The organism is Bacillus sp. MT(2024), from assembly GCF_036362845.1.
In the GTDB taxonomy this organism is placed as follows: Bacteria; Bacillota; Bacilli; order Bacillales; family Bacillaceae; genus Bacillus; species Bacillus velezensis.
Genome location: NZ_CP143632.1, coordinates 1,078,689 through 1,099,421 on the forward strand (window position 1 = coordinate 1,078,689; position 20,733 = coordinate 1,099,421).

The 20,733-nt window shown below is 45.6% G+C and carries 20 protein-coding genes and 1 other annotated feature; of the genes, 18 read left to right on the plus strand and 2 right to left on the minus strand.

Annotation, left to right across the window (positions count from 1 at the left end; all coding sequences use genetic code 11):
* The first annotated feature begins 58 nt into the window (after positions 1-58).
* The 3 genes from VP472_RS05575 to VP472_RS05585 all read left to right on the plus strand — a co-directional run bounded on the left by VP472_RS05575 (position 59) and on the right by VP472_RS05585 (position 1,872).
* On the plus strand, positions 59-625 hold the full coding sequence (locus VP472_RS05575; protein WP_146276501.1) for a Rossmann-fold NAD(P)-binding domain-containing protein: 567 nt from the start codon (positions 59-61) through the stop codon (positions 623-625).
* A gap of 89 nt (positions 626-714) precedes the next feature.
* Positions 715-1,668 carry a BMP family ABC transporter substrate-binding protein gene (locus tag VP472_RS05580; RefSeq protein ID WP_070081621.1) on the plus strand — a complete coding sequence of 318 codons (954 nt, stop codon included), beginning with the start codon at positions 715-717 and terminating at the stop codon, positions 1,666-1,668.
* 12 nt (positions 1,669-1,680) lie between these two features.
* Positions 1,681-1,872 carry a ComZ family protein gene (locus VP472_RS05585; RefSeq protein WP_003155061.1) on the plus strand — a complete coding sequence of 64 codons (192 nt, stop codon included), beginning with the start codon at positions 1,681-1,683 and terminating at the stop codon, positions 1,870-1,872.
* A 29-nt stretch (positions 1,873-1,901) separates the two neighbouring features.
* Here the strand turns inward: VP472_RS05585 and VP472_RS05590 are convergent, their stop codons facing one another.
* Positions 1,902-2,120 (minus strand): hypothetical protein, encoded by a 219-nt coding sequence (locus VP472_RS05590; protein ID WP_003155059.1) that lies wholly within the window; start codon positions 2,118-2,120, stop codon positions 1,902-1,904.
* 166 nt (positions 2,121-2,286) lie between these two features.
* Here VP472_RS05590 and VP472_RS05595 point away from each other — a divergent pair, with 166 nt between their 5' ends.
* The 9 genes from VP472_RS05595 (at position 2,287) to VP472_RS05635 (ending at position 12,060) form a co-directional block, all read left to right on the plus strand.
* A complete protein-coding gene (locus tag VP472_RS05595; RefSeq protein WP_007409122.1) occupies positions 2,287-3,225 on the plus strand; it encodes a beta-ketoacyl-ACP synthase III in 939 nt (312 codons plus the stop codon).
* A 22-nt stretch (positions 3,226-3,247) separates the two neighbouring features.
* Positions 3,248-4,486 carry a beta-ketoacyl-ACP synthase II gene (gene fabF / locus VP472_RS05600; protein WP_003155056.1) on the plus strand — a complete coding sequence of 413 codons (1,239 nt, stop codon included), beginning with the start codon at positions 3,248-3,250 and terminating at the stop codon, positions 4,484-4,486.
* A gap of 83 nt (positions 4,487-4,569) precedes the next feature.
* Positions 4,570-5,355 (plus strand): DUF2268 domain-containing putative Zn-dependent protease, encoded by a 786-nt coding sequence (locus VP472_RS05605; protein ID WP_012117278.1) that lies wholly within the window; start codon positions 4,570-4,572, stop codon positions 5,353-5,355.
* Between the two features lie 173 nt (positions 5,356-5,528).
* Positions 5,529-6,515: an ABC transporter ATP-binding protein gene (locus tag VP472_RS05610; protein ID WP_146276503.1), complete on the plus strand. Its 987-nt coding sequence runs from the start codon at positions 5,529-5,531 to the stop codon at positions 6,513-6,515.
* Complete coding sequence (locus VP472_RS05615) at positions 6,512-7,501, plus strand: ABC transporter ATP-binding protein (protein ID WP_025851953.1); 990 nt, start codon at positions 6,512-6,514, stop codon at positions 7,499-7,501. Before VP472_RS05610 ends, VP472_RS05615 begins: the two co-directional genes overlap by 4 nt.
* A 77-nt stretch (positions 7,502-7,578) precedes the next feature.
* Positions 7,579-9,207, plus strand: coding sequence for a peptide-binding protein (locus VP472_RS05620; RefSeq protein ID WP_077722053.1), 1,629 nt, complete (start codon positions 7,579-7,581; stop codon positions 9,205-9,207).
* 66 nt (positions 9,208-9,273) lie between these two features.
* The gene (locus VP472_RS05625) at positions 9,274-10,224 is read left to right on the plus strand and encodes an ABC transporter permease (RefSeq protein ID WP_003155051.1); all 951 of its coding nucleotides are present in this window, start codon (positions 9,274-9,276) and stop codon (positions 10,222-10,224) included.
* Between the two features lie 21 nt (positions 10,225-10,245).
* Positions 10,246-11,160: an oligopeptide ABC transporter permease gene (gene opp4C / locus VP472_RS05630; protein WP_003155049.1), complete on the plus strand. Its 915-nt coding sequence runs from the start codon at positions 10,246-10,248 to the stop codon at positions 11,158-11,160.
* Positions 11,161-11,307: 147 nt separating this feature from the next.
* Entirely contained in the window at positions 11,308-12,060 is a 753-nt protein-coding gene (locus VP472_RS05635) for a YjbA family protein (RefSeq protein WP_014304784.1), read from the plus strand.
* Positions 12,061-12,093: 33 nt separating this feature from the next.
* On the opposite strand, the gene trpS is transcribed toward VP472_RS05635, so the two are convergent.
* The gene (gene trpS / locus VP472_RS05640; RefSeq protein WP_014304785.1) at positions 12,094-13,086 is read right to left on the minus strand and encodes a tryptophan--tRNA ligase; all 993 of its coding nucleotides are present in this window, start codon (positions 13,084-13,086) and stop codon (positions 12,094-12,096) included.
* A gap of 55 nt (positions 13,087-13,141) precedes the next feature.
* Positions 13,142-13,353, minus strand: a binding site (T-box leader).
* Between the two features lie 476 nt (positions 13,354-13,829).
* On the opposite strand from trpS, the gene VP472_RS05645 reads away from it, so the two are divergent.
* The 6 genes from VP472_RS05645 to VP472_RS05670 all read left to right on the plus strand — a co-directional run bounded on the left by VP472_RS05645 (position 13,830) and on the right by VP472_RS05670 (position 20,720).
* The gene (locus tag VP472_RS05645; RefSeq protein ID WP_039062894.1) at positions 13,830-15,464 is read left to right on the plus strand and encodes a peptide ABC transporter substrate-binding protein; all 1,635 of its coding nucleotides are present in this window, start codon (positions 13,830-13,832) and stop codon (positions 15,462-15,464) included.
* A gap of 106 nt (positions 15,465-15,570) precedes the next feature.
* Complete coding sequence (locus VP472_RS05650) at positions 15,571-16,506, plus strand: ABC transporter permease (RefSeq protein WP_003155043.1); 936 nt, start codon at positions 15,571-15,573, stop codon at positions 16,504-16,506.
* A 3-nt stretch (positions 16,507-16,509) separates the two neighbouring features.
* On the plus strand, positions 16,510-17,427 hold the full coding sequence (gene oppC, locus VP472_RS05655) for an oligopeptide ABC transporter permease OppC (protein ID WP_003155041.1): 918 nt from the start codon (positions 16,510-16,512) through the stop codon (positions 17,425-17,427).
* 12 nt (positions 17,428-17,439) lie between these two features.
* Positions 17,440-18,516, plus strand: a complete 1,077-nt coding sequence (locus VP472_RS05660) for an ABC transporter ATP-binding protein (protein ID WP_061890535.1) — start codon at positions 17,440-17,442, stop codon at positions 18,514-18,516.
* Positions 18,509-19,426: an oligopeptide ABC transporter ATP-binding protein OppF gene (gene oppF / locus VP472_RS05665; protein WP_070081625.1), complete on the plus strand. Its 918-nt coding sequence runs from the start codon at positions 18,509-18,511 to the stop codon at positions 19,424-19,426. The genes VP472_RS05660 and oppF overlap by 8 nt, the downstream gene beginning before the upstream one ends.
* Before the next feature lie 106 nt (positions 19,427-19,532).
* Positions 19,533-20,720 (plus strand): putative glycoside hydrolase, encoded by a 1,188-nt coding sequence (locus VP472_RS05670; protein WP_146276505.1) that lies wholly within the window; start codon positions 19,533-19,535, stop codon positions 20,718-20,720.
* Positions 20,721-20,733 lie beyond the last annotated feature (13 nt).

Below are 20,733 nucleotides of genomic sequence, written 5' to 3' on the forward strand. Positions count from 1 at the left end.
TTTTCAGAGGGCTGTTTGGCTTGTGTGTGAATGAAAAACCGGAAAGGCGGCAGATGTGATGAAAACAGCGCTGATCATTGGAGCAGATGAATTTCTCGGCCTTTCATTGTGCGAACGGTTGATGGATGAGGGTGTGCACGTTGATGTCATTTTGGCAGAACCGGAGGACAAAACGAGGCAGCTGTATTTAGAAGAACGTTTAATGTGGCTCGCGAGAAACGGGCTTTTTCAAATAATAGAGGAAATCGGTGAAAAGGAATACGATCGTATCTGCGTTCAATACGGGAGCGGGTGTCTGCCCGAAGAAAGGGCTGAGCCTTTATATTGGATTGTTTACAGTGAGGATCACGGAGACTGGGAAAAAAACGGTCAGCGGGATACGGCAAAAGCGATTATCCTTCCTCCCCTTTACGGTCCGTGGACGGAAGCAAAAGAAGATGGCGAAAGCAGAATCTTTTTAGAAGACGCGGTCTGCGGGCTGATGAATAAGCTGGAGGCTGACGGCACAGAAGACGAAAATCAGATTATTACCCTGGAAATAAAAGAAAAAACGCAAAAAACAGAAGCGGAAGAAAAAATTAAAGAATGGAAAAGACAATTTTCATCAATATTCGACATTTTTTAAGAAATACCTTCCATGTTATGTGCATTACCGCTACAATAAACGTATATCAATTATATATGTTATGAGTTTGAAAAGGGGTTGAACATGGCTTGATCACCAGGCTTGTCATGATCTTTTCTGTCCTCCTTTTATTGAGCGGATGCGCACAAACTCCGTTTAAAGGAAAAATTGAGAAGGTCGGAATGCTTTTTCCCGATACCATCAGTGACTTGGTATGGGGCACAAAAGGTTACAAAGGTTTATTAGCGATACAATCTGAATTTAACGTTGACGTTTATTATAAAGAAAATATCAGATCCGATGAAGATATTTTAAAAGCGATAGATGATTTTCATAAAAAAGGAGTCAATCTTTTATACGGGCACGGAAATGAATACGAGGAAATCTTCAATATGATCAGCAAGGATTATCCCGACATGGAATTCGTCGTCGCAAACGGAACGGCGAAAAGCGATAATGTCACAAGCGTTCACCTTATGGGAGAAGCAATGGGCTTTTTCGGGGGAATGACGGCCGCCCATATGTCAAAAACCAATGAGGTAGGTGTCATCGCCTCCTTTCTGTGGCAGCCTGAAGTAGACGGCTTTATCAAAGGGGCGAAATATGAAAAGCCTGATATCACCGTCAATACGGAATTTACGGACCACTGGGATAACGGCAATGAAGCGCTGCATCTTTACGAGAAGTTAAAAGCGGAAGGCACGGATGTTGTATATCCGGCCGGAGACGGGTATAATGTTCCTGTCATTCAGCAAATCAAAAAAGACGGGCTTTACGCCATCGGCTATGTCGCCGAGCAATCGAATCTCGGCAAAAACACGGTGCTGACAAGCACGGTGCAAAACGTAGATAAAGCCTATACATTAATTGCCGAGCAATATAATAAAGGTACGCTCAAGAGCGGAGATCACGACTTTGATTTCAGGGAAGGAGTCGTTGAAATGGGGACGTTCAGCCCGCTGGTGGACAAAGCGTTTCAAGACAAAATCTCAGACCTTGTAAAAACGTATAACCAAACAAATGAACTGCCGTCAAATGAATAGAGGTGGATACACATGCAGCATGAAAAGTCTCTTGAATTTATGCAGATCGCGATGAAATACCTGCCGGAAGCAAAGGCGGAGCTTGAGAAATCCGGCATAGATCTGTCTATGGAAATGATTCAGCCGTTTATGGACCTGTTTACATCGGTCATGGCGGAAGCGTATGAGCTTGGCAGATCTGATGCCGGGGAGCTGAATAAATAAAGAGAGCCACTTTTTCATGAAGTGGCTTTTCACATGATTTTTTTCTTTATGGCGGACACCATCGGCGCAAAGTCTTTAAATACGGGCTTTAATTGATCCAGGGAGTTCATGATGGACCCCAGCTGATTCAACACGTGGTTGTAATCGATCTCTTCTTCGTTTTCAGCCTGAGGCTGCTCCGGGTTTTCTTCCGGTTCTTTATCCCGGTCTCTGGAATCGCCGAACATCATTTTGGAGAAAATATCCATAGTGAAGCCTCCTTTCGTCTTCCTTTTATTCTATGAGGAGCAGCGTCCGATAGTTTAGACGAATATATTGCCAACAGAAAAAAAATAGGGTAGAATTAGTACCTGATACTAATAATTGATCATAACTAATTAGTTTTAAATTCATTATAAAAAAGGAGTCTTTCCCATGAAAGCTGGAATTCTTGGCGTCGGCCGTTACATCCCGGAAAAAGTGCTGACAAATCATGATCTTGAACAAATGGTAGATACATCGGACGAGTGGATTCGTACGAGAACAGGTATAGAAGAAAGAAGAATCGCCGCGGAAGATATGTATTCATCCGGCATGGCCGCCGAGGCTGCGCAAAAAGCGCTTGATCAGGCCGGCATTTCCGCAGAAGAGCTTGATATGATCCTCGTGGCGACGGTTACTCCTGACCAGTCTTTCCCGACCGTTTCCTGTATGATACAAGAGAAGCTCGGGGCCAAAAAAGCGTGCGCGATGGATATCAGCGCCGCATGTGCGGGTTTTATGTACGGTATCGTAACCGCCAAACAATTCATTGAATCGCAAACATACAAACATGTCCTCGTGGTCGGCGTGGAAAAGCTCTCAAGCATTACCGACTGGGACGACCGTAATACGGCTGTGCTGTTCGGAGACGGAGCCGGAGCGGCGGTCATCGGACCGGTCAGCGACGACAGAGGCATACTGTCATTTGAGCTCGGAGCAGACGGTACAGGCGGTCAGCACTTGTACTTAGATGAAAAAGGGCATACAATCATGCATGGAAGAGAAGTATTCAAATTCGCCGTCCGGCAAATGGGTGAATCGAGTGTAAATGTTATTGAAAAAGCCGGCCTCTCCAAAGAGGACGTAGACTTTTTGATTCCGCATCAGGCAAACATCCGCATCATGGAAGCGGCACGGGAACGTTTGGAGCTTCCGGTTGAAAAGATGTCTAAAACAGTCCATAAATATGGAAACACATCCGCAGCATCCATTCCGATTTCATTAGTAGAGGAACTGGAAGCAGGCAAAATTAAAGACGGCGATGTCATCGTCATGGTCGGTTTCGGCGGAGGATTGACATGGGGCGCCATAGCAATACGCTGGGGACGATAAAAAAAGGTGAGGTGCACACAAGATGAGTAAAAAAAGAGTAGTCGTTACAGGGCTTGGAGCCTTGTCTCCGCTTGGAAACGACGCCGAAACAAGCTGGAAAAATGCAATCGGCGGCGTATCCGGAATCGGACCGATCACACGTGTGGAATCGGACGAGTATCCGGCGAAAGTAGCTGCTGAACTGAAAGATTTCAATATTGAAAATCACATGGATAAAAAAGAAGCGCGAAAAATGGACCGCTTCACGCAATATGCAGTCGTAGCCGCGAAAATGGCCGTTCAAGATGCCGGTCTGAACATCACAGACGAGATCGCGCCGAGAGTCGGCGTTTGGGTCGGATCCGGAATCGGCGGTCTTGAAACGCTTGAATCCCAATTCGAAATCTTCCTGACAAAAGGGCCGAGAAGGGTCAGCCCGTTCTTTGTTCCGATGATGATTCCGGATATGGCGACAGGCCAAATCTCAATCGCTCTCGGAGCAAAAGGAGTCAACTCCTGTACGGTGACGGCATGTGCGACGGGAACGAACTCTATCGGTGACGCGTTTAAAGTCATTCAGCGCGGCGATGCCGATGCGATGATTACGGGCGGAACGGAAGCGCCGCTGACAAGAATGTCATTTGCGGGCTTCAGCGCAAACAAAGCCCTTTCTACAAATCCTGATCCGAAGACGGCAAGCCGCCCGTTTGATAAAAACCGTGACGGCTTTGTCATGGGAGAAGGCGCGGGGATCGTCGTGCTTGAAGAGCTTGAGCATGCCCTTGCCCGCGGTGCGAAAATTTACGGGGAAATTGTCGGCTACGGCTCAACGGGTGACGCCTACCACATTACCGCGCCTGCCCAAGACGGGGAAGGCGGTGCGAGAGCGATGCAGGAAGCAATCAAAGATGCGGGCATCAAGCCTGAAGAAATTGATTACATCAACGCTCACGGCACAAGCACGTACTACAATGATAAATACGAGACAAAAGCCATTAAGACCGTTTTCGGTGATCATGCGTACAAGCTTGCCGTCAGTTCGACAAAATCAATGACGGGTCATTTGTTAGGCGCTGCCGGAGGAATTGAAGCAATCTTCTCCGTCATGGCAATTAAAGACGGCATTATCCCGCCGACGATTAACATTGAAACACCTGATGAAGAGTGTGATTTAGATTATGTACCGGACAAAGCGCGCGAGCAGGATGTCAACATCGTCCTCAGCAACTCGCTCGGCTTCGGCGGACATAATGCCACTTTGATCTTTAAAAAATATCAATAATACAGTTTTTGACCGGCTGCCTGAAAAAGGTGGCCGGTTTTTTTGTGCGTGCATATGATAACAACAAGAGGAGGCGAACCGGTATGAGCGTCAAGCAGACATATCAATGGATGGAAAAGGCGGCATCCGTAAATGACCTGGCCCCGCATCTTTTGCCGCTTTTTTCAGGGGCCGATAAGAAAGAGTGGAAGCCGATACTCGGGATGCTGCAAAACCACGGCATGTTCCGCCATCTGAAGGACGGCGTTAGGACCAGTAAACGGCTGAAAGAAAAAGGATGCTACAGCCATATTCAAAAGGAGGAAGCCTATTTAAAGGAGAAGTGGAACGGGCCGGACGTGCCGATCGTAGTTTTGCCCGTCGATGAACGAAACCGGAAAATCCGTCAGGAATTCGGATCAAAATCCGGTCTGGCCTTTCGGGACAAAATGTTCCTCTTTCTATCGTCGGATAGTTCCAATTCAGCTGTATCCGCCCTTATGACACATGAATATAATCACGTCTGCCGGTTAGAACATGTGACAAAGGACGAAAAAGATGAGACATTTCTTGATACAATCATGATGGAGGGGCTGGCAGAATATGCTGTATATGAGCGGTTCGGCTCAAGTCTTACGGCGGAATGGACGTCCTACTATACGCCTGAGCAGCTTGATTTTCTGTTTGAAAAAAGAGTCAAGCCGAACCTCCGATTAACGAGAGACAGCAGAATGTTTTCCCAGCTGTTATACGGAAAAGGATACTTCCCCTCAATGCTCGGCTATGCCGTCGGATTCAATATAGTAAAAAAATATTTAACCGATCATCAAAAAACAGTAAAAGAAGCATTGGCCATCCCTTCCAAAACCTTTCTGGAAGCAACGCTTTAATAGATTAAAAGAATGGAAATTATTTAAGGATATTACATTTATCCTAAAAAATTCTTGCTTTTGTAATAATGATGTAATAATATACAACTATAAAATTTTTCGACTATTCTATATTTTGTGATAGCGAAACGTATGTTTCCCTCTGCTTCAGCGGAATGAGAAAGGGGCGTATCATGAGCACACTATTAGAAGTGAATAATTTAAAGACCTATTTTTTCAGAAAGAAACAGCCGATACCCGCAGTCGACGGGGTTGATTTTCACATTAACAAAGGCGAAACCGTCGCTCTTGTAGGAGAATCCGGCTCGGGCAAAAGCATCACCTCGCTTTCTATTATGGGACTTGTCAAAGGCTCGGGCGGAAAAATTATGGACGGCTCGATTAAGCTGGAAGGCAGGGACCTGGCCTCCTTCACCGAAAACGAATATTGCAAAATCCGCGGAAATGACGTCTCTATGATCTTTCAGGAGCCCATGACTTCCCTGAATCCGGTGCTGACCATCGGCGAACAAATTACCGAAGTGCTCGAATACCATAAAAAAATGAATAAAAGAGAAGCGGCTAAAAAAGCCGTTGAGCTTCTGGAACTCGTCGGATTCTCCAGAGCGGAACAAGTGATGAAAGAATATCCGCACCGTCTTTCCGGAGGGATGAGACAGAGGGTGATGATCGCCATTGCGCTCAGCTGCAATCCGAAACTTCTGATCGCTGATGAGCCGACGACGGCGCTTGATGTGACGATACAAGCCCAAGTATTGGAGCTGATGAAAGACCTCTGCAAAAAATTCGATACTTCCATTCTGCTGATCACTCACGATTTAGGTGTGGTTTCCGAAGCCGCCGACAGGGTGATCGTTATGTATTGCGGACAAGTCGTAGAGAGTGCGAGTGTGGAGAACTTATTTTTAAACCCTCTTCATCCGTATACCGAAGGGCTGTTAAACTCCATACCGGTGATAGATGGAGAGATTGATACATTAAAAGCGATCAAAGGCAGTGTCCCGACACCGGATAATCTTCCGGAAGGCTGCCGATTCGCCCCGAGGTGTTCAAAAGCGATGGACAAATGCAAAACAGGGCAGCCGGAGCTGATAACGCATGAAAGCGGCCGTTCTGTAAGATGTTTTTTATATGAGGAAGAGGGTGCCCAATCAAAATGACAGCTGCAGACCAAGAAACGATTTTAGAGCTGAAAGACGTAAAAAAATATTTCCCGATCCGCTCCGGTTTTTTTCAAAGGAAAGTCGGTGATATAAAGGCTGTTGACGGCGTTTCTTTTTCACTGAAGCGCGGGGAGACGCTCGGCATCGTCGGTGAATCAGGATGCGGCAAATCAACGGCGGGAAGGACGATGATCCGTTTATACAAGCCGACAGACGGCCGGATTCTTTTTAAGGGTCAGGATATCTCCGGCTTATCTGAAGAAAAGCTGAGAAAAAGCGTCCGCAAAAACATCCAGATGGTCTTCCAAGATCCCTTCGCATCCCTTAACCCGAGGAAAACGCTGCGTTCCATTATTAAAGAGCCGTTCCAGACTCACCATATGTACAGCATGAGCGAGCGGAACGAGCGAGTGGAGGAGCTGCTGGCGAAAGTCGGCCTTCACCCGAGCTTTGCAAACCGCTATCCGCACGAATTTTCCGGAGGCCAGCGCCAGCGGATCGGGATTGCGCGGGCTCTGACGTTGAATCCCGAGCTGATTATTGCGGATGAACCCGTTTCCGCACTCGATGTCTCCATTCAGGCCCAAGTCATCAATTTGATGGAAGAACTGCAGGATGAATTCAACCTGACCTATTTGTTTATTTCTCATGATTTGAGTGTTGTCCGCCATATCAGCGACAGAGTCGGCGTCATGTATCTGGGAAAAATGATGGAGCTGACCGATAAACACGAGCTGTACGGCAATCCGCTTCACCCTTATACGCAAGCGCTTTTGTCTTCAGTGCCCGTCACGAGAAAAAAAGACGCCGTCAAGCGGGAACGAATCATCCTGAAAGGAGAACTGCCAAGCCCGGCAAACCCGCCGAAAGGCTGCGTGTTCCACACGCGGTGCCCGATGGCCAAACCGATCTGCAAGGAACAAATCCCGGCATTTGAAGAAGCCGCTCCCGGCCATTACGTCGCCTGCCATTTATATGCCTGAAATGACAAGCATCGAGAGGGGGTATGCCGGATTACATAACCAGTTTGCTGCATATATATCACAAAGGGGGAATTGATATGAAATTACGTAAAAGCGCACTGATGATGCTAAGTGTTTTTATGGCGCTCGCCATCTTCCTGTCAGCCTGCTCCGGCTCGAAATCCACAAGCACCGAATCCAAACCGGCAGGAAAACCGCAAAAAGGCGGAGATTTGGTTGTCGGGTCAACCGGGGAACCCACACTTTTTAATCCACTTTATTCTACCGATGTTGCAAGTTCTGATATTGAAGGCATGCTTTACAGCACATTATTGGAAACGGATGAGAAATTAAACGTCAAGCCGTCGCTGGCTGAAAAAGTAACAGAAGCTGACGGGGGATTAACGTATGATGTAAAACTGAAAAAAGGCGTTAAATTCCATGATGGAAAAGAGCTGACGGCCGATGATGTTGTTTTCACCTACAGCATCCCTCTTAACAAGGATTACAACGGTGAGCGTGGCTCGGGTTTTGAGTCCCTTAAATCCGTGACGAAAAAAGGAAAATATGAAATTCAGTTTAAAATGAAGAAAAAAGATGCCTATTTCTATAATGTCGTTCTCGACAGTTACGGCATTTTGCCAAAACATATATTGGGTAAGGTGCCGGTTGCAGATCTGGGAGAGAATGAATTTAACCGTAAAAATCCAATCGGCTCCGGTCCGTTTAAGTTTGTTGAGTGGAAAAAAGGTGAGTATGTCAAACTGGAAGCAAATGATGATTACTTTGGCGGCAGACCTTACCTTGATACAGTGACAGTCAAAACAATTCCTGATTCTAACGCGGCCGTGGCCCAGTTAAAAGCGGGAGATATTGATTTCTTCGTTGTGCCGGGCACAGATTTTGATACGGTTAAAACGTTTGGAAACGTGAAGGTCAAATCTGATCTTGGCTTAAACTACAGCTATATCGGCTGGAATGAGAAAAAAGAGCTTTTTAAGGACAAAAAAGTGCGTCAGGCATTGACTTACGCTCTTGACAGGCAGGCAATGGTGGATCAAGTGCTGAACGGAGACGGTAAGGTAGCGGATGTTCCTGAGAGTCCGCTGTCATGGAATTATCCGAAGTCTAAAGTGCCGACATTTGATTATAACCCGAAAAAAGCAAAGCAGCTGCTAAAAGAAGCCGGATGGGAAGACCATGACGGTGACGGCTACCTTGATAAAGACGGAAAAAAATTCTCATTTGAAATTAAAACGAATCAAGGCAATAAAATTCGTGAAGATTTAGCTGTTGTCGTTCAGCAGCAATTAAAAGAAGTGGGAATCGAGGCTAAACCGCGAATTGTTGAATTCAGTGCGTTAATCGAACAGACAAGTGCCCCTAATTGGGATTATGACGCTCTTCTTCTCGGATGGAGTCTTGCAACGTTCCCGGATCAATTCTCTATCTTCCATTCAAGCCAATCGAAAAACGGGCTGAATAATATCTGGTATAAAAACCCGAAAGTCGATAAGCTGCTTGAAGAAGCGAAGACAATTACAGACAGAAAAGAATACCAAAAGAAGTATGAAGAGATATACAAATTGATAGCTGAAGATCAGCCGTACAGCTTCTTATTCTATTACAATTACCACAGAGCGATGCCGAATAATTTACAAGGCTATGTATTCCACCCTAAAAATGACTTGTACAATATTGAAAAATGGTGGCTGGATCAAAAATAGCAAAAGCCCTGGAGAGGGAAGGAGGTTCCTTTCCTCTCTTATCCTATTTAAAAAGGGGACAAGAATATGGTTACATATATTTTACGGCGAACATTAATGTCCTTGCCGATTCTCTTAGGCATTACAATTTTGTCGTTTGCCATCATGAAAGCAGCGCCGGGAGACCCGATGTCACTTATGATGGACCCTACAATCAGTCAAGCGGACAGGGCGAAATTCATTGAAAAATACGGGTTGAATGATCCGGAACCTGTTCAATATGTGAAATGGCTGGGGAATATGCTGCAAGGGGATTTTGGGACTTCTATCGTCAAGAAAGGCACTCCGGTTTCTGAACTTATCTTATCCCGCTTACCGAATACGATTGTGCTTATGCTTTTCTCAACCCTTGTCGCTCTTCTTATTTCTATTCCATTTGGCGTTCTGTCAGCGAAACGTCCTTATTCAAAATTGGATTACGGGATAACTGTTACTTCATTTTTAGGGCTTGCCATTCCGAATTTTTGGTTCGGTTTGATTTTAATCATGGTTTTATCTGTAAATCTGGGGTGGTTTCCCACTGGCGGAGTAAGCACTTTGAATGCTGACTTTAACATATTTGACCGATTGCATCACTTGATTCTGCCTGCTTTTGTGCTCGCCACGGCAGACATGGCAGGGATAACGAGGTACACAAGATCCAGTATGCTTGATGTGTTAAAACAGGATTATATACGAACGGCGCGTGCGAAAGGATTCCGAGATAATAAAGTGATTTTTAAACACGGTTTGAGAAACGGACTTCTTCCTGTCATCACTATTTTTGGTTTGATGATACCGTCATTTATCGGGGGAGCGGTAGTGGTAGAACAGATTTTTACTTGGCCGGGTCTCGGCAAATTGTTTATTGATTCAGCCTTTTCGCGGGATTATCCGGTTATCATGGCCATGACGGTCATTTCAGCTGTTTTGGTTGTAGTGGGGAATTTAATTGCGGACATCTTATATGCGCTGGTTGATCCCCGCATTGAATATTAACAAAGAGAGGTGAGAGGTCAAATGTTACAGCCAAATACCGGCACACCCCCCAGCGAAGTAAAATTAAAGGAAAATATTCAATCCAAACCGGAAACAATGACGAAGATTTTTTTCGAAAAGTTCTTTCAAAATAAACTAGCTGTAATCGGAGCCGTTATATTAACCATCATTATCTTGTCAGCTTTATTCGCTTCGGTAATCGCTCCTTACTCTCCGGAGAGTCAATCTCTCATCAATCGTTTGAAGCCGCCGAGCTTAAAACATCTAATGGGAACTGATAAATTCGGAAGAGACATCTTTACGAGGGTTCTGTACGGGGCACGCGTCTCCTTGCTTGTCGGATTCGCTTCTGTGATCGGCGCGATTACAATCGGGACAGTTGTCGGAGCTGTTGCCGGATATTTTAAAGGGTTTGTCGATGCCGTTCTCATGAGAACCGTTGATATCGTATTATCCATACCTGATATATTTTTGCTTATTACACTTGTTACGATTTTTCAGCCCGGAATGGATAAATTAATTTTAATTTTCTCCCTTACAGGCTGGACAACAACGGCACGCCTTGTCCGAGGGGAGTTTTTATCGCTTCGTTCCAGAGAGTTTGTATTAGCTGCAAAGACGATCGGTACAAAAAATCATCACATCATCTTTTCTCATATATTGCCGAATGCGCTCGGACCGATTATCGTCTCAGCCACATTAAAGGTGGGAACGGTTATTTTGGCGGAATCTACATTAAGTTATCTCGGTTTCGGGATTCAGCCCCCGATCGCAAGCTGGGGCAATATGCTTCAGGATGCACAGAACTTTACGCTTATGATTCAGGCTTGGTGGTACCCGTTATTCCCAGGTTTGTTGATCCTTCTTACCGTATTGTGCTTCAACTTTGTCGGAGACGGGCTGCGTGATGCGCTTGATCCGAAAAATGTAAAATGATCTCCCGGACGGAACGGGAGATTTTTTTGTTGCAATGCAGTCGGAAATCCAGCTCCGTAATACGGAAATCTCATATTGAAATGGAATAATTTATCTATCCCTTGCCTATACTGTGGACAACAGTTTTTATAAAGTGAGGGGTCGAATATGTTATTTCTTCATGATGTATGGGTCAATTGGTTTGAAGGGGAAGAAAACGGCTACAATGTATGCCATTTTCACGAATGGCGGAAGGAAGACACGGTTGAGCTTTTGGATCAGACGCCGCTGCTCAGAGTGCCGTCGGTATTATTTCATTACATAGAAAACGACTTATCAGAGCTTCCGAAAGAGCTGCTTGACCAAGTCCACCAGAAGTCATACGTGCGAAAAAATCACGAGCGGACAAAGCTGGAGTACTGTTTTGTCGTGACAGACGGGATCGGCATCATTGCCGTAGATACGATCGGGTATACCATTCCGGTCAGAAAGAGCCGCCTGATTCCGAGACAGGAGCAGCTTGTTTATGAAATGGTAAAGGATGTAGAACCGGAATCATTTCAATTTGAGCCGTCGCAATTGGAGTCTTCAAAGGAATATCACATTTTGTCATTGGCGCCGGAGCATGTCAGAGGTCTGACGAGAAAAGAGCGGCAGATCAAGCAGCTGATGTTTATGGCGCTCGACCAGCTGAAAGGGCTGAAAAACCGTGCGGAAATTGTGTATTGGTACACGGAATGGAATCCGCATATGTATGAACAGATCAAACGGATGAGTTTTGAAGAGATCTGGGACATGCTTTACAATGAAACAATTGAAGGCTGGTCGGATAAACATCTTGCGTTCTGTGAAAATTTGATTAAAGGGCAGCCGTTTTTCGAAAAGCTTTGGGAAATGGAACAGGAATCAAAAGTGAACTAAAAAAAGAGGCGGGGATTCTCCCGCCTCTTTTTTTTATCTTCTTTTCCGTCCGAGACCCATGGCGTTTTCCATTTTCTTCACCATTTTGCCGGCCGTTTTGTTTGCGCGCGCCGCCCCTTCGTCGAGAATGCGGTCAAGCTCGTCGCTCTCAATTAATTCACGGTAGCGCTCTTGGATCGGTGTCAATGCGCCGATAACGACTTCGGCTAAATCGCTTTTGAATTCACCGTACCCTTTGCCTTCATATTTAGCTTCTAATTCTTCAATTGATGTGTTTCCTAAAATAGAATAAATCGTCAAAAGATTAGAAACGCCCGGTTTGTTTTCTTTATCATACTTTACAATGCCTTCAGAATCAGTCACGGCGCTCTTGATTTTCTTCTCGAGCTGCTTCGGCTCATCAAGCAGCGTGATGAATGCCTTTTGGTTCGGATCTGATTTGCTCATTTTTTTGAGCGGATCAGCCAGTGACATGATGCGCGCGCCTGATTCAGGAATTTTCACCTCAGGAATCGTGAAGATGTCATTGTATTTTTTATTAAAGCGTTCCGCCAGGTTGCGGGTCAGTTCAAGATGCTGTTTTTGGTCTTCTCCGACCGGAACAAGATCCGTTCCGTACAGTAAAATATCGCCGGCCATCAGCGGCGGATAGGTTAACAGTCCGGACACGACGGCTTCTTTGCCCTTTGACTTATCCTTAAATTGAGTCATCCGCTCAAGCTCGCCGATATATGCGACGCATTGGAGCATCCACCCCGCCTGGGCATGAGCGGGAACTTCCGACTGGATAAAGAGGGTCGCTTTCTCGGGATCAAGTCCGACGGCCAGATAAAGAGCCGCGAGATTGCGGATGTTCTTCCGCAGCTCAAGCCGATCCTGCGGAACCGTAATCGCATGCTGATCGACAATACAGAAGTAGCCGTTGTAGTCATGCTGCAAATCAACAAATTGCTTCATTGCGCCGATGTAGTTGCCGAGGGTAACGGAACCGCTCGGCTGAATGCCTGAAAAAATCGTTTTCTTCATAGTTCTTACCTCATTTCTTAAAACATAATAAAAAAAGCCCATTCTTCCCGTAGAAAAAAGGGACGAATGAACCGTGGTGCCACCCTGATTATTCCATTACAATGGAATCGCTCGAGACGTTGGTAACGGAGGCTGCTCCGGCTGGGCCTACTAACGTTCGGTCAGCTGCTCAGAAGTCCATTCCACATCGCCCGTTACCTGCTCCCAGCACCGCAGACTCTCTTCAAACGGATGAAAATGTGTACTACTCTTCATCATCGCAATCACAACAAATGTATTTGATTGATCTATTATAAATCAATTATAGCCAAATGTCATCAGAGGAATACAAGCTTATTTCCAGTTTACTTTAGGGGTGGAAATCCTCAAAAAGAACTGAAAATGCTTAAATGATAACGTATATCAACATTTCGTATAACGAATATTATATGTAAAAAGCAATATGAACTGGAAATTACATTAAAAAAATTTAGTTAGGTCATGCTTTAAACTATAGAAGTGTATCACCTTTTTGACAGAAAAACTGACCAAATTTAAATATTTTAAATTGAGAAAATAGTATTGCAATAAATTATTCATTTCATTATAATGAACTTGTTCACTCTATTGTTACAGCTTCTTTACATAAAATAATCAGAAAAGACGGAACACAATTAAAGTTTAGAAAAATATTAAGTTATTTTGTCTGATATTTCTGAGTATTTAGTAGTAAAGGCTGAAAAATTTGATTAGGGGGTTAGTGCATGAAAAAGCGTTGGTCTATTGTAGGTTTGATGCTTATCTTCTCGCTTGTATTAAGTGCGTGCGGCGGATTCAGCGGCGGATCAGGCGGCGGTAAAAAAGACACCAAAGGACAGACTTCACTTAATATCAATATTAAAACCGAGCCGTTCTCACTGCATCCGGGTTTAGCGAATGATTCCGTGTCAGGAGGCGTAATCCGACAGACTTTTGAAGGATTGACACGCGTAAACTCCAAAGGTGAGCCTGAAGAAGGAATGGCATCTAAAATTGAAACAAGCAAAGACGGAAAGACCTATACATTTACGATTCGTGACGGTGCGAAATGGTCTAACGGCGACCCGGTGACGGCGCAGGATTTTGAATATGCATGGAAATGGGCGCTTGACCCGAACAACGAATCACAATACGCTTATCAGCTCTACTACATCAAAGGCGCTGAAGCTGCCAATACAGGAAAAGGCAAGATTGATGATGTAGGCGTAAAAGCCGTAAATGACAAAACATTAAAGGTTGAACTGAATAACCCGACACCTTATTTCACGCAATTAACTTCATTCTATACGTATATGCCGATCAACAAGAAAATCGCGGAAAAACATAAAAACTGGAATACAAATGCGGGCGAAAATTATGTGTCAAACGGCCCGTTCAAAATGACGGCCTGGAAACACAGCGGTTCCATCACGCTCGAAAAGAACGATCAATATTGGGATAAAGACGCTGTGAAATTGAAGAAAATCAATATGGTGATGATTAACAATAACAACACCGAACTGAAAAAATTCCAGGCCGGTGAGCTTGACTGGGCAGGAATGCCGCTCGGCCAGCTTCCGACTGAATCTCTGCCGACATTGAAAAAAGACGGATCTCTTCACGTTGAACCGATCGCAGGCGTGTATTGGTACAAATTCAACACAGAAGAGAAACCGCTGAACAATGTCAACATCCGTAAAGCCCTTGCTTATGCGATCGACCGCTCGTCCATCGTGAAAAATGTAACGCAGGGCGAACAAATCCCGGCCATGGCTGCGGTGCCGCCGTCAATGAAGGGATTCAAGGATAACACAAAAGGTTATTTCAAAGACAATGACGTCAAATCAGCTAAAGAATTCTTAAATAAAGGACTGAAGGAATTAGGCGTCAAGAATGCCTCTGACCTTCCGGCGATCAAACTGTCCTACAATACGGATGACGCGCATGCGAAAATCGCGCAGGCCGTACAGGAAATGTGGAAAAAGAACTTGGGCGTCAAAGTTGAGCTTGATAACTCCGAATGGAATGTTTACATCGACAAGCTGCACAGCCAGAACTACCAAATCGCGCGTATGGGCTGGCTCGGCGATTTCAACGATCCGATCAACTTCCTTGAATTGTTCCGTGATAAAGAAGGCGGAAACAATGATACCGGGTGGGAAGATCCTGAGTTTAAAAAGCTGCTGAACCAATCTCAGCTTGAAACGGATCCGGATAAACGTATCGAAGAGCTGAAAAAAGCAGAAAAGATCTTTATGGACGCAATGCCGGTCGCGCCAGTTTATTTCTATACGGATCCTTGGGTGCAGGATAAAAACCTCAAAAATGTGATCTTGACAGGAACAGGCGAAGTTTACTTCAGAAACGCTTCTTTTGAATAAAAGCCGGTTCTGAGAACAAAAGACCCAAGGTATATGGGGAGGATGTCCCCATATACCTTTCTTACTGATTACGTATAAAATTGTAAAAAACATGGAGGTGTTCACCTTGCTGAAATATATCGGTAAACGATTCATTTACATGATCATCACATTGTTTGTGATTGTGACCGCCACGTTCTTCTTAATGCAGGCAGCGCCGGGCGGACCATTTTCCGGCGAAAGAAAGCTGCCGCCTGAAATTGAGGCAAACTTAAACGAACACTATGGTCTGGACAAGCCTCTTTTCGTTCAATATGTCAGCTACTTAAAATCTGTGGCGATGTGGGACTTCGGGCCTTCTTTTAAATATAAAGGCCAAAGTGTTAATGATTTAATCAATTCAGGCTTCCCCGTCTCATTCACTCTCGGTGCAGAAGCTATTCTCCTCGCTTTAGCGTTCGGTGTGCTTTTCGGGGTGCTTGCTGCCCTGTACCATAATAAATGGCAGGATTATACCATTGCGATTTTAACGATCTTTGGGATCTCAGTTCCGAGCTTTATATTGGCGACGATTTTGCAATATATTTTCTCAATTAAATTAGAACTGTTCCCGGTCGCAGGGTGGGAATCCTGGGCATACACCTTTCTGCCCTCCATTGCGCTCGCTTCCATGCCGATGGCGTTCATTGCCAGACTCTCCCGTTCAAGCATGATTGAAGTGTTAAACAGCGATTACATACGGACTGCAAAAGCTAAAGGACTTTCCCGTCCGTCAGTCACCGTGCGCCATGCGCTGCGAAACGCGCTTTTGCCGGTCGTGACATATATGGGGCCGATGGCGGCTTCCATTTTAACGGGAAGTTTCATCATTGAATCCATTTTCGGAATTCCCGGTTTAGGCGCGCATTTTGTAAACAGCATTACAAACCGTGATTATACGGTCATTATGGGAGTTACCGTGTTTTTCAGCGTGCTCCTGCTTCTATGCGTATTAATTGTAGACGTGCTTTACGGATTAATCGATCCGAGAATCAAGCTTTCCAAAGCAAAGAAAGGAGCCTAGACCATGCAGAACATTCCTAAAAATATGTTTGAACCAGCTTCAGCTAATGCCGGCGATGCCGAAAAAATAAATAAAAAAAGCCTTTCCCTCTGGAAAGACGCCATGCTCCGCTTCCGCAGCAATAAGCTTGCGATGGTCGGGTTCGTACTGATCGTTCTTATTATTCTGATGGCGATTTTTGCGCCTATCTTTTCAAGATATGATTATGCCACTACCAATCTATTAAATGCGGATAAAGCGCCGTCGAAAGATCATTGGTTCGGCACGGATGACCTTGGAAGGGATATATTCGTCCGGACATGGGTGGGCGCGCGGATTTCTATCTTTATCGGTGTCGCAGCTGCCGTGCTTGATTTATTGATCGGCGTAATCTGGGGCAGCATTTCCGGATTCCGCGGCGGACGCACAGATGAAGTGATGATGCGCATCGCCGACATTCTGTGGGCTGTTCCTTCATTATTAATGGTTATTTTGCTGATGGTTGTCCTGCCGAAAGGATTGCTCACCATTATCGTCGCCATGACGATCACGGGCTGGATCAATATGGCGAGAATCGTCCGCGGACAGGTGCTGCAATTAAAGAATCAGGAGTATGTGCTTGCTTCACAGACACTCGGTGCCAAAACCGGCCGGCTTTTGTTTAAGCATATCGTTCCGAACGCGATGGGCTCTATCCTCGTAACGATGACACTGACGGTTCCGACGGCGATTTTTACAGAAGCGTTTTTAAGTTATTTGGGCCTCGGCGTACCTGCGCCGCTTGCGAGCTGGGGAACGATGGCTTCAGACGGATTGCCTGCATTAACCTATTACCCTTGGCGTCTGTTCTTCCCTGCCGGCTTTATCTGCCTGGCGATGTTCGGCTTTAACGTTGTCGGCGATGGGTTAAGAGACGCGCTGGATCCTAAGTTACGCAAATAAGGAGTGATATGAGTGACACGTTTGCTAGAAGTAAAAGACTTAGCCATTTCATTTAAAACATACGGCGGAGAGGTACAGGCAATCCGCGGCGTGAATTTCCATTTGAATAAAGGAGAGACACTGGCGATCGTGGGGGAGTCGGGTTCCGGAAAAAGTGTGACCTCCCAAGCGATTATGAAGCTGATTCCGATGCCGCCGGGCTATTTTAAAAGAGGACAGATTCTTTTTGACGGACGCGATATCGTGCCGATGTCCGAAAAAGAAATGCAGACTATAAGAGGAAAGGACATCGGAATGATTTTCCAAGATCCGATGACCTCTCTGAACCCGACGATGAGAGTCGGCAAACAAATTACGGAAGTGCTTTTCAAACATGAAAAAATCTCAAGTGAAGCGGCGAAAAAGCGCGCCATAGAGCTGCTTGATCTCGTCGGAATTCCGATGCCCGAAAAACGGATCGGCCAATTCCCCCATGAATTTTCAGGCGGGATGAGACAGCGTGTCGTCATCGCGATGGCGCTTGCGGCAAATCCGAAACTGTTAATTGCCGATGAACCGACAACAGCGCTTGATGTGACGATTCAGGCACAGATCCTTGAGCTGATGAAAGATCTGCAAAAGAAAATTGATACGTCTATCATTTTTATCACGCATGATCTCGGCGTTGTCGCCAATGTCGCCGACCGGGTCGCCGTCATGTACGCGGGTCAGGTCGTCGAATCGGGCACGGTGGATGAAATCTTTTATGATCCGCGCCATCCGTATACGTGGGGACTGCTTGCCTCAATGCCGAGTCTGGACAGCACCGATCAGGAAAAACTGACGGCCATCCCGGGCACGCCGCCTGATCTGACGAATCCTCCGAAAGGGGATGCATTTGCGCTCCGCAGCTCATATGCGATGAAAATTGACTTTGAACAGGAACCGCCGATGTATAAAGTGTCTGACACGCATTTTGTGAAATCGTGGCTTCTGCATCCTGATGCGCCTAAGGTCGAGCCGCCTGAAGCGGTGAAGGCTAAAATCCGTCAGCTTCCGAATACGTATCAGCATCCTGTTTTAATGAAGGAAGGTGAAAAAAATGACTGAGAAACTTCTCGAAATCAAACACTTAAAACAGCATTTTTTCACGCAGAAAGGAACGGTAAAAGCCGTAGATGATTTGTCATTTGATATTTATAAAGGTGAAACGCTCGGCCTTGTCGGAGAATCGGGCTGCGGTAAATCAACGACGGGCCGCAGTATTATCCGGCTGTATGAGGCAACCGGAGGGGAAGTTCTCTTTAACGGGGAAAATGTCCACGGGAAAAAATCCCGCAAGAAGCTGCTGGAGTTTAACCGGAAAATGCAGATGATTTTCCAGGATCCGTACGCATCTTTAAATCCGAGAATGACAGTCGCCGACATTATTGCCGAGGGAATAGATATTCACCGCCTGGCAAAAACGAAAAAAGAGCGGATGCAGCGGGTTCACGAACTGCTGGAAACGGTCGGTTTAAATAAAGAGCACGCCAACCGCTACCCGCATGAATTTTCGGGCGGACAGCGTCAGCGTATCGGAATCGCCAGAGCGCTGGCGGTTGATCCGGAGTTTATCATCGCGGACGAACCGATTTCGGCGCTTGACGTCTCCATTCAGGCGCAAGTCGTCAATTTAATGAAAGAATTGCAGAAAGAAAAAGGGCTCACTTACCTGTTTATCGCCCATGATTTATCAATGGTCAAATACATCAGCGACCGCATCGGCGTCATGTATTTCGGAAAATTGGTGGAGCTTGCGCCGGCGGATGAGCTTTACGAAAACCCGCTTCACCCATATACGAAATCATTGCTGTCCGCTATCCCGCTTCCTGATCCGGACTATGAAAGAAATCGCGTGCGAAAGAAATACGATCCGGCAGTTCATCAGCTCCAAGAAGGAGAAAAAATGGAATTCAGAGAAGTGAAACCGGGACATTTTGTCATGTGCACAGAAGCTGAATTTAAAACCTATCTATAAACGTATCATCCTCCAAGACTCAGTCTTGGAGGATTTTTTTGCGCACATTCAAGTTTATTAAGCCTGCTCCCGTTTTTCTATAATGGAAAAAAAGGGGGAGATCAGTATGAAAACCATTTTGTGCGCCATTTGTGCGGGACTGTTTATCAGTGCAGCCGCTTATCCGGCCCATGCCGCTGTGAAAGAGGAGCAGCCGCTTGTAAAAATAGCGCTGGCTGAAAAAGAACTGCCGAAATCAAATGCACGGTTCGCTTATCCGTCAGGGCTGCATTTTTCACATCCTGATAAGGTGCGGGGCATTTACGTCACAGGACATTCAGCGGGAGGAAGCAAATTCGGGGAGCTGACAGACTTTGTGGACAAAACGGAGCTCAATACAATGGTGATTGATGTCAAGGACGACAACGGAAACCTCACCTTTAAGCCGGACAGCCATTCTGAGTATGCCAAAATCGCCAAGCCGTACATCAAAGACCCAAAAAAGATGATGAAAAAGCTGGAGGAAAAAAAGATCTATCCGATCGCGCGTATTGTCGTATTTAAAGACAGCGAACTCGCGAACAAAAAGCCCGAGTGGTCCTTTAAAGAAAAAAACGGAAGTGTCTGGAAAAACGGCCGCGGCGAATCGTTCGTCAATCCGTTTATAAAAGAAGTATGGGATTACAATGTAAAGATTGCAAAACAAGCTGTAAAGATGGGGTTTCAAGAAATTCAGTTTGATTATGTCCGTTTTCCTGAAGGATTTGAAAAACGTGATGACGAACTGACATACGGACACGGCGATTACGGAAAAACAGCAGACAGCAATGTGCAAAAACGCGTTCACGCCGTCACCGATTTTGTCGGTTATGCGAAGAAAAAACTCAAGCCGTACGGCGCGGATGTGTCGGTTGATATTTTCGGCTATTCAGCCACGCTGCCGGAAGCGCCTGGTATCGGCCAGAATTTCAGCAAAATTTCAGACCAGGTCGATGTCATTTCATCCATGATTTATCCGAGCCATTGGACAAGCTATTTCGGCATTGATAAACCGGATCTTGAGCCTTACAATGTCGTCAAAGAATATGCGAAGGTGGAAAATAAAAAGCTGTCTAAGCTGAAACACCCGCCTGTATCGCGCCCGTGGCTTCAGGACTTCACGGCATCATATCTCGGCAGCGGAAATTATCAAAAGTACGGGAAACGCCAGGTGGAAGACCAGGTTAAAGCGCTGCATGATGAAGGAATTGACGAATTTTTATTGTGGGATGCGGCAAACCGTTATACCAAAAACGTCGATTACACACCATTTTAAAAAAATTGAAACC

Bases quoted from the DNA above. Each gene is read 5' to 3' on its own strand.
- VP472_RS05605 (WP_012117278.1), top strand. From the start codon at position 4,570: ATGAGCGTCAAGCAGACATATCAATGGATGGAAAAGGCGGCATCCGTA.
- VP472_RS05590 (WP_003155059.1), bottom strand. From the start codon at position 2,120: ATGGATATTTTCTCCAAAATGATGTTCGGCGATTCCAGAGACCGGGAT.
- opp4C (WP_003155049.1), top strand. From the start codon at position 10,246: ATGTTACAGCCAAATACCGGCACACCCCCCAGCGAAGTAAAATTAAAG.
- fabF (WP_003155056.1), top strand. From the start codon at position 3,248: ATGAGTAAAAAAAGAGTAGTCGTTACAGGGCTTGGAGCCTTGTCTCCG.
- VP472_RS05670 (WP_146276505.1), top strand. From the start codon at position 19,533: ATGAAAACCATTTTGTGCGCCATTTGTGCGGGACTGTTTATCAGTGCA.
- oppC (WP_003155041.1), top strand. From the start codon at position 16,510: ATGCAGAACATTCCTAAAAATATGTTTGAACCAGCTTCAGCTAATGCC.
- VP472_RS05625 (WP_003155051.1), top strand. From the start codon at position 9,274: ATGGTTACATATATTTTACGGCGAACATTAATGTCCTTGCCGATTCTC.
- VP472_RS05575 (WP_146276501.1), top strand. From the start codon at position 59: ATGAAAACAGCGCTGATCATTGGAGCAGATGAATTTCTCGGCCTTTCA.
- VP472_RS05645 (WP_039062894.1), top strand. From the start codon at position 13,830: ATGAAAAAGCGTTGGTCTATTGTAGGTTTGATGCTTATCTTCTCGCTT.
- oppF (WP_070081625.1), top strand. From the start codon at position 18,509: ATGACTGAGAAACTTCTCGAAATCAAACACTTAAAACAGCATTTTTTC.
- VP472_RS05615 (WP_025851953.1), top strand. From the start codon at position 6,512: ATGACAGCTGCAGACCAAGAAACGATTTTAGAGCTGAAAGACGTAAAA.
- VP472_RS05635 (WP_014304784.1), top strand. From the start codon at position 11,308: ATGTTATTTCTTCATGATGTATGGGTCAATTGGTTTGAAGGGGAAGAA.
- VP472_RS05610 (WP_146276503.1), top strand. From the start codon at position 5,529: ATGAGCACACTATTAGAAGTGAATAATTTAAAGACCTATTTTTTCAGA.
- VP472_RS05620 (WP_077722053.1), top strand. From the start codon at position 7,579: ATGAAATTACGTAAAAGCGCACTGATGATGCTAAGTGTTTTTATGGCG.
- trpS (WP_014304785.1), bottom strand. From the start codon at position 13,086: ATGAAGAAAACGATTTTTTCAGGCATTCAGCCGAGCGGTTCCGTTACC.
- VP472_RS05595 (WP_007409122.1), top strand. From the start codon at position 2,287: ATGAAAGCTGGAATTCTTGGCGTCGGCCGTTACATCCCGGAAAAAGTG.
- VP472_RS05585 (WP_003155061.1), top strand. From the start codon at position 1,681: ATGCAGCATGAAAAGTCTCTTGAATTTATGCAGATCGCGATGAAATAC.